Source organism: Endozoicomonas sp. SESOKO2, from assembly GCF_024606245.1.
Lineage (GTDB): Bacteria > Pseudomonadota > Gammaproteobacteria > Pseudomonadales > Endozoicomonadaceae > Endozoicomonas_A.
In genome coordinates this window covers 1-2,974 of record NZ_JAHHPQ010000139.1, presented here as the reverse complement: position 1 = coordinate 2,974, position 2,974 = coordinate 1, and the positions used below count along the sequence as shown (strand labels likewise).

Genomic DNA, 2,974 nt, shown 5'->3' with positions numbered 1-2,974 from the left:
TTGCCCGGTCTTTACTGCTTTCAAGGAATTTTGTTCAAATCAAAGAGGTTCCGGTTCCAGTATTGGCGTCCTCTACTCCAACTACTCAGGAACAATTCACTTCTGGAACAGGAACAAAACCTGAAAAAGCAAAAAGAGCAGTAAGTGTAACAAGACAGCCAAAAAACCTGAAGTCAGGTATCCGACCATCAACAGAACCCTTCCAGGAACGAATACATATCCAGCATTTATTACAACTGGATGACAATATTATTCGGGAAGTCAGATCCATTCAGCAAGACCCGGAAAAGTTTTTGCGTCAGGTAGAAAAGCACATCACTGCATTCAGAAAGGTTTTATTAAAAAATAGCGAACATCCAACAAATGACCTGGGAATGGGTTATTACTACTTTTTGAAGGCACTGGCCATGTTGGAAGCCAAAATGTCAGATGATGACAAAACCATTGAGTTATCCTTTAGCCCGGTAGTCAAACTCAACGCTAAAAAGATAAAAGAGACGATTTTATCGTCTCGAAATTATTACTTCCCTTATGCCGCGATGCTCTTGCTTTTTTTTGAACATAGTATGGAAGAAAAATCTAATATCATAATTAATGCCAATTTATCTGCATTCTCCGGAGTGTCACAGTCTATTGAGGTTTTATTAGAATCGGACTCAAATCAAACGGTTCTGGCCGGAATATTCCTCAAGTGGCTGATGCTGATTCCAAAGCCTTTCGAACTGAAACTGGCCTTTGATAAAGACACTTACCTGAAAAACCCGAAAAGCAATATTCCGGGTAGGGTAACACCTTCCATACATCTACTCAGAGAGTTTCTGGAGCAGCTTCCGGTAAAAGGCTCTGATGGCGCAGTTGATGTTGTTTTAAATCAAATGGACCAGAAATTTACAAATACCCAGCATCTGCCAAACGAACAACATGGACAAACAGCAGTGACAGCGAATGCGCGAGCAGCTCCGTTAGGCAAAACGGCAGTGACTGAGGCGGCTTTAAAGGCAGCGAAAGAGGCTAGGGCTCTGGCATCGACATCCTTAGAGATAGCAACGGTATCAACGACAGCAGTAGCGTTAGTGACAGCGGCAGCGGAAACTGAACAAGCAGAGTTAACAGCAGCATCAATGGAAGCGGTAGAGGAAGCGTTAGATATAGCTGCGACAAAATCGAAAGCGACAAAAACAGCGATAGCAGCTGCAAACCGGGCAATAGAAACGATACTGGAAGAGGAAGAGCAAGAGCAAGCGCAAGCGGCAAAGAATGCGAAAGCAAATTTAAAATTGATACTGTACTTCGCTACTGGTCGATCAGAATTGATAGATTCTGATTGCACGGATTTATCCGTGTACATTATTAACTTATCTATATTAGGCTTTGAATCCTCTTCAGAGATTTCCATATTTCTGAAAGAGACTCAGAAGGAGCTCTATGAAGATATTAATCCTGAGAATCGGGCAATTGCTGATGTTATAGAACTCGCTTTTCATCTGGTTGATACTGAATCAGAAGTCCAGCCCGTTCTTCCTCATCTTAAAGCCCTTCCCTTCTCTATCCAAGCCCGCTTAACCGCGCTTCATTTTGGTCATGACTTACAACTTCTGACAAAACTGATTGGTTTACTTCCTGAACAGGTTTCCAAGGACACCACAACGTATTGGCATAACACTCTTTTAATGGCTCACCGGTATATTATCACGCTCATCGGTGGAAATGCAGAAATGGCAAAAAAACTCCAGAGTGATTCAGCTGGTTGGAAAAAATTAGACAAATGGTTTCAGCTCTTTGTATGGCATAAGCCAGTCAAGTTCAACACTATTGCACGTAATTTGGACTCACAACTCTTAGACTATGCTGTCTTTCACAGTGACAACTTGAAAAAATTCGAAGTTGGAGAAGAAATTAATTTTTTTCTTGCTATTGAGCAAGCCAAAAGAGCTGGCTATCAAAAGTTAAAACAACGGTTAAACCAATATGACAAACAAATGGATTCTCAATCATTACAAATGTCAGGCTGGCTTCATTGTCTGGCTGGATTGACGCTTCTGGAGGCGAGAATAAGACCTGACTTCCAGCAGGTAGTATTAACCGGTCACAAAAGAGTTCTGGCCAGTGCCCATGATCATTTCAGGAAAGCACGTCAGCTCGGCTTCCCTTATGGTGGTTATCTGGAATCACTGGTGTTAATGCGGCTTGCCAACCACTATCAGTATAATCAGGATGAGACACCTGATGTCTCGCAAACAGAATCGACCTATATGCCTATGCCTGTTATTGAATACACATCGCCCAAAAAACCAAAGGAAAAGATCTTTATTGAAGCGGGTAAGATTGTTACAGAAATTTTACCCGGGCTGATAGCAAGCTCTGTATTGGGTGCCCGTTTTGCCGCTGAAGCAGCCATCAGAGTCTTTACTGATGAACGGTTTAATCTTCTGTATATACCTCAGGCTGGTTGGCCAGCACTGATTGCAAAGCATTTTTTGATTACCCCCGTTAACTATAACATCCAATTTTTGTTCAGCAATGATGGCCCTGAAGTTGAAGAAGCGTTATTTCCCAGGATAAGTGATCCAGACAGTATTGAGAGAATACTTCTGAAACCACTGGAAAAAACAAGGCATTTTTCCATCAAAAAAAGACCAAAACAATATGGTATTTGCCTCGACAATGAAATCAAAAGTAGTGACAGGCCAGAAAACATTAAAAAGTATTTAAGCCTTGTCAAGGCTTTCGTATTGGATACGTCAGAGGTGCTGGACACATCATCCGGGGCAACTGCTTCTGATATTGAACAACTATCAGGGAATACTGCAAGCTACGAGCTAAGCCGGATGGACTATACAAAATCGTTGGAAGTGCTGCAGGCAACACCACAACCTGAAACCGGTTTTGATGAATTCGTTTATAACCTTCCACGACTGGAATCTCACCAAAATTATGAGGCTATAAGCAATGCTCTTTTGAAGAAACATCGCAC

The 2,974-nt window shown here is 41.9% G+C and carries 1 protein-coding gene; it reads left to right on the top strand.

Features of this window, described 5'->3' with window-relative positions:
* Nucleotides 1-62: 62 nt before the first annotated feature.
* The coding region (locus tag KDK17_RS03575; protein ID WP_257287357.1) for a hypothetical protein at nt 63-2,974 on the top strand (2,912 nt) is incomplete at its 3' end.